Here is a 5056-nt window from a genome sequence, read left to right on the forward strand (position 1 = left end):
GTGTTTGACGAGGATGGGGGCGGCTACCAGGGCACCCCCCCGGCGGGGTGGTGGGGGTGTGGGGGGTGGGGGGCCGACCGGGGCCCGCCCCCCGACGCGGGATCAGCGGCCGGACTCGAGCGAGCCCGAGCGGCCACCGCCGTAGGAGCCGGCGAGGCCGGCCGCGGCGAGACCGTTGCTGCCTGTGGCACGGGTGCCCTCGGCGCGGTTCATCTCCACCTCGAGACCCTGGCCGCGACCGTCGAGGTCACGCAGCTGGCTCTCCAGGTACGCCTTGAGGCGGGTGCGGTACTCGCGCTCGAACTGCTTGAGCTCCTCGATGTGCTTCTGCAGCGCGGTGCGCTTGGCGTCCAGGCCGCCCATGGCCTCCTGGTGCCGCTGGCGGGCGTCCCGCTCCAGGGCGTCGGCCTTGGCGCGCGCCTCCCGGGTGACCTCTTCGGCCTTCGAGCGGGCCTCGGAGAGCAGCTGGTCGGCCTCGCGACGGGCGTCGGAGACGTGGTCGTCGGCGGTGCGCTGGGCCATCATGAGCACCCGCAGCGCCTGCTGCTCGCCGTCACCGGTCACGCCGGCCGGGCCGCCCTGCGTGCGGACCTGCTCCAGCTCGGCCTGCATCGCGCGGGCCGCCTGCTCGGCGGCCGCCTTGTCGCGCTGCACCCGGTCGAGCTGGGCCTTGACGTCGTTGAGCTCCGCCGCGAGGCGGGCGTCACCGCCGGGGCCGGCGGGAGCGCCACCCCGACCGCCGCGCTCCACCTGGGCGCGCAGCTCGTTGTTCTCCTCGATCAGACGGGCCAGCTCACGCTCGACCTCGTCCAGGAAGGCGTCGACCTCCTCCTCGTCATACCCCCGCTTGCCGATCGGCGGCTTTTTGAAGGCGACGTTGTGGACGTCGGCCGGGGTCAGCGGCATCGAAACTCCTCGGGTCAGTTGCGGCCGCGAAAGCGCTCTGGTCAGGCAAACGCGAAGATCAGGCGCCTAAACACGAACTCCATCAGCACGAACAGGATAACCAGGAGCACAAGGGAGGCCAGGTCGATGCTCACGGTACCAATTCGCAGTGGTGGGATCACACGCCTCAACGCTCGCAGGGGCGGATCAGTGACGCTCCACACGACTTCCAGTCCCGCCGACGCTCCCCGTCCCGGTTGCCAGCGGCGACCATAGGCCAGCACCGCCCCAAGAACAAATCGCGCCAATAGGACAATTAGGAAGATGTACAGCAGCAGGTAGAGCACCTGGAACAGGATCGACAACACGGCAGGCGACGTCCCTCGGTCGTGCGGCTCAGCTCAGGCTGAAGAAGCCGCCCTCAGCGATCTTGGCCTTGTCCTCCGCGGTGACCTGGACATTGGCCGGTGAGAGCAGGAACACCCGGTTGGTCACGCGCTCGATCGTACCGCGCAGACCGAACGCGAGCCCGGCGGCGAAGTCGACGAGCCGGCGGGCGTCCGCCTCGTCCATCTCGGTGAGGTTGATGATCACCGGTACGCCGTCCCGGAAGTGCTCGCCGATGGTCCGCGCCTCGCGGTACGTGGTCGGGTGCAGCGTGGTGATCTGGTAGCGCTGCTCGTCCTCCGGCGCCACACGCTCCCGCTCGCGCGGCTGAGCCTGCGGCGCGAGCGCGAGATTGTCCCGGGTGTGATAGGTCAGGGCGCCCGAGCTGTCGCCGCCGGAGGACCGGGTGATCGACCGCACGCTGGACCGCTCGGCCCGCTCCGGGCGCTCGGTCTCGGCCCGGTCGACGTCGGCGGCGCGGCTGGAGGCGCGCTCGGACAGCCGGCCCCGCTCGCCGAGCCGGCCACGCGTCGTCGGCGGCTCCTCGGCCTCGTCGTCGTCCTCGTCGGCGAACTCCTCGGCGTACCGGCTCGACCGGTAGCGCGACGAGTCCCGGTAGCCACCCTTGTCGTAGCCACCGTCCTCGTACGCCCGCTCGTCGTCCTCCTCGACGAGACCGAGCCAGACCCCCGCCTTGCGCAGTGCACCCATCCCCGCGCCCTTCCGTCCGCCGTGCGGCACGCGCCCCCGTGCCGTGTCGCTTGATCACGAGTGGACGATCATGCCCACCGGACCGGATCGGCAATCCCCTGACGTGCGGTTCGCGGTCCGCCCGTCACGGCCCCCGGCTACGGGAACGCCGTCCTGAACAACACTGATGTAATTTGCTTCCGTCGTGGTGAGGCTACCGCAGCGCAGGGCGCATTCCGAGCAACGCGCTGCCGACACGGACATGTGTCGCGCCGTGACCGATCGCGCTCTCCAGGTCTCCGCTCATGCCCGCCGACAGCACCGTCGCGCCCGGATGGTCGGCCCGCAGCGCCGCCGCCACCTCGGCCAGCCGGGCGAACGCCCGGTCCGGCTCCCAGCCCAGCGGCGCCACCGCCATCAGGCCCGCCAGCCGCAGCCCGTCGGCCCCGGCCACCGCCGCGGCCACCGGGTCGAGCCCGCGCTGCGGATCTGCCGCGCCCGGCAGCGCGCCGCCCCGGGCCGGGTCGCCGTCGATGCTCACCTGCACCAGCACGTCCAGCGGCCGGTCCCGGACCGCCCCGGCGGCGGCGTCCAGCGCGGCGGCCAGCCGGACGCTGTCCACCGACTGGACCACGTCGGCGTAGCGGACCACCGAGCGGGCCTTGTTGCGCTGCAACTGGCCGATGAAGTGCCAGCGCGGCGCGGCGCCGGTCTCTGCCACCGCCTGCGCCTTCGGCGCCGCCTCCTGGTCGCGGTTCTCCCCGACGTCGGTCACACCGAGCCCGGCCAGCGCGACCACGTCCGCCGCCGGGTACGTCTTGGTCACCGCGACCAGGGTGACCTCGTCGCGCGGCCGCCCGGCGGCCGCGCAGGCGTCGGCGATGCGGGCCCGCACCCGGGCCAGCCCGGCCGCCAGCTCGGCACGCCGCTCGGGCCGCACCGCCGTCTGTGACTCCGTCATCGGCGCGGCTCAGGACCCGTTCTTGAGGAAGTCGGGCACGTCGACGTCGTCGAACAGCACCCGGCGCGACGGCTGCTGCGGCGCCGGCATGGTGGCCGGCGGGCTCACCGGAGCGTTCGGCTGGGCCGGCGGGTTCTGGTTGCTCTTGCGCGGCGGCTCGACCGCCTTGTACGCCGGCGTGCCACCGTCGAAGCCCGCCGCGATCACTGTCACCCGCACCTCGTCGCCGAGCGCGTCGTCGATGACCGCACCGAAGATGATGTTCGCGTCCGGGTGGGCCGCGTCGGTGACCAGCTGCGCCGCGTCGTTGATCTCGAACAGACCGAGGTCCGACCCGCCGGCGATGGAGAGCAGCACGCCGCGCGCGCCGTCCATGCTCTGCTCCAGCAGCGGGCTGGAGATGGCCGCCTCGGCCGCCTCGACGGCACGGTTCTCGCCCCGGGCGCTGCCGATGCCCATGAGCGCGCTGCCGGCGCCGCTCATCACGCTCTTCACGTCGGCGAAGTCCAGGTTGATCAGACCCGGCGTGGTGATCAGGTCGGTGATGCCCTGGACACCGGAGAGGAGCACCTGGTCGGCGGTGCGGAACGCGTCCATCATGGAGATGTTGCGGTCGCCGAGCGCGAGCAGGCGGTCGTTCGGGATCACGATGAGCGTGTCGCACTGGTTGCGCAGCTCCTCGATGCCCGCCTCGGCCTGGACCTGCCGGCGCTTGCCCTCGAACGAGAACGGCCGGGTGACCACACCGATGGTGAGCGCGCCGAGCTTGCGGGCGATGTTCGCCACGACCGGCGCGCCGCCGGTGCCGGTGCCGCCGCCCTCGCCGCAGGTCACGAACACCATGTCGGCGCCCTTGAGGACCTCTTCGATCTCGTCGCGGTGGTCCTCGGCCGCGTTCTTGCCGACGTCCGGGTTGGCGCCCGCGCCGAGTCCCCGGGTCAGCTCCCGGCCCACGTCGAGCTTGACGTCCGCGTCGCTCATCAGCAACGCCTGCGCATCGGTGTTGATCGCGATGAACTCGACGCCCTTGAGCCCAACCTCGATCATCCGGTTGACGGCGTTGACGCCGCCGCCCCCGATGCCGACGACCTTGATGACCGCCAGGTAGTTGTGCGGAGGTGTCATCTCCGGTCCTTTCCCTTCGAGATTGGCATGGGCCGACCCCACACGGCTTGGCCGGATCAGCGGCCGGACACTCCCCGTGGCCTCCGACGGCTGAACCCTCACCCTCTACTAGAGGCTTAGAGTTATGTCAACCACTGATCTCTTCGGGGCAACGTATGCGCCGCCGCGCCAGGAGCCAAGGACCTGTTCCGGCGTGTCGCCGACCGAGCGACAGGGGACACATCGCCCGCCCGCTGAGCCGCGGGTCACTCGAACGTGACCACGTCCGGCGCGCTGACGTCGATCCGGTCCGCCTTGCGGCTCAGCAGAGCAGTCGCCACCGTCGACTTGTCGGTGCCCCGGGAGGCGTCACCCCAGAACACCTGACGCTCACCGCGCAGCAGCAGCGTGATCCGGGCCAGGCCGGCCACGTCCACCGCGACCAGCTCCGCGCGCAGCTTCTCCCCCAGCGCCGCGAGCACCGCCAGCCCGGCCCGCGTACCCGGGTCGTCGGGGCCCGGCCGGACCACCCGGACCTGCGGCAACCCGTCCGGCGCCCGGTCCAGGCGCTGGAACACCACGCCCGAGCCGTCGACGACCACGAAGCCCTCACCCTGCGGCACCGCCGCCACCGGGGTGCGCTCCCGCACCCGGATCACCAGCGTGCCCGGCCACTCCCGTTCCACAGTCGCGCTCGCCACCGGCGGCAGCGTGCCGACCTTGCGCGCGGTCGCGTCCAGGTCCACCCGGGCCAGCGGCGCGTTGTCCGGCACCGCCGCGGCGTCGCGGATCTGCACCGGGGTGACCAGCCGCGCGCCGACCACCCGTACCTCGCGGACGCCGAACAGGCCGGTGCCCAGCACCGTCCACGCCACCAGGCCCGCGACGGCGAGCACCGCCGCGGCGACCGCCCACGGCAGCGCCGCGCGCATCCGCCGCTGCCGGGCCCGGGCCATGAACCGGCGGGTCGACGGCGGCACCGCGTCCGCGTTCGCCCGCACGAGCTGCCAGCGCCGGGCCGGGCTGCGC

General features: G+C 72.6%; 6 protein-coding genes. All 6 read right to left on the minus strand.

Annotated features, from left to right (window positions below):
• Positions 1–102: 102 nt before the first annotated feature.
• Complete coding sequence (locus tag AC2CHG_RS29840) at positions 103–906, minus strand: DivIVA domain-containing protein (protein WP_402808614.1); 804 nt, start codon at positions 904–906, stop codon at positions 103–105.
• Between the two features lie 41 nt (positions 907–947).
• A complete protein-coding gene (locus AC2CHG_RS29845) occupies positions 948–1253 on the minus strand; it encodes a YggT family protein (RefSeq protein WP_013287596.1) in 306 nt (101 codons plus the stop codon).
• A gap of 28 nt (positions 1254–1281) precedes the next feature.
• On the minus strand, positions 1282–1983 hold the full coding sequence (locus AC2CHG_RS29850; RefSeq protein WP_262014597.1) for a cell division protein SepF: 702 nt from the start codon (positions 1981–1983) through the stop codon (positions 1282–1284).
• Positions 1984–2176: 193 nt separating this feature from the next.
• Positions 2177–2923 (minus strand): YggS family pyridoxal phosphate-dependent enzyme, encoded by a 747-nt coding sequence (locus AC2CHG_RS29855; RefSeq protein ID WP_262014596.1) that lies wholly within the window; start codon positions 2921–2923, stop codon positions 2177–2179.
• A 9-nt stretch (positions 2924–2932) separates the two neighbouring features.
• Positions 2933–4048 (minus strand): cell division protein FtsZ, encoded by a 1116-nt coding sequence (gene ftsZ, locus AC2CHG_RS29860; protein ID WP_135241281.1) that lies wholly within the window; start codon positions 4046–4048, stop codon positions 2933–2935.
• A 245-nt stretch (positions 4049–4293) separates the two neighbouring features.
• Positions 4294–5056, minus strand: a 763-nt coding sequence (locus AC2CHG_RS29865) for a cell division protein FtsQ/DivIB (RefSeq protein WP_484526055.1), incomplete at its 5' end; no start/stop codon positions are given.

Source organism: Micromonospora sp. ATLC20 (genome assembly GCF_057196585.1).

What these genes read in the sequence shown, in the direction of transcription:
- AC2CHG_RS29840 (WP_402808614.1), bottom strand. Translation starts at nt 906, where the DNA reads ATGCCGCTGACCCCGGCCGACGTCCACAACGTCGCCTTCAAAAAGCCG.
- AC2CHG_RS29850 (WP_262014597.1), bottom strand. Translation starts at nt 1,983, where the DNA reads ATGGGTGCACTGCGCAAGGCGGGGGTCTGGCTCGGTCTCGTCGAGGAG.
- AC2CHG_RS29855 (WP_262014596.1), bottom strand. Translation starts at nt 2,923, where the DNA reads ATGACGGAGTCACAGACGGCGGTGCGGCCCGAGCGGCGTGCCGAGCTG.
- ftsZ (WP_135241281.1), bottom strand. Translation starts at nt 4,048, where the DNA reads ATGACACCTCCGCACAACTACCTGGCGGTCATCAAGGTCGTCGGCATC.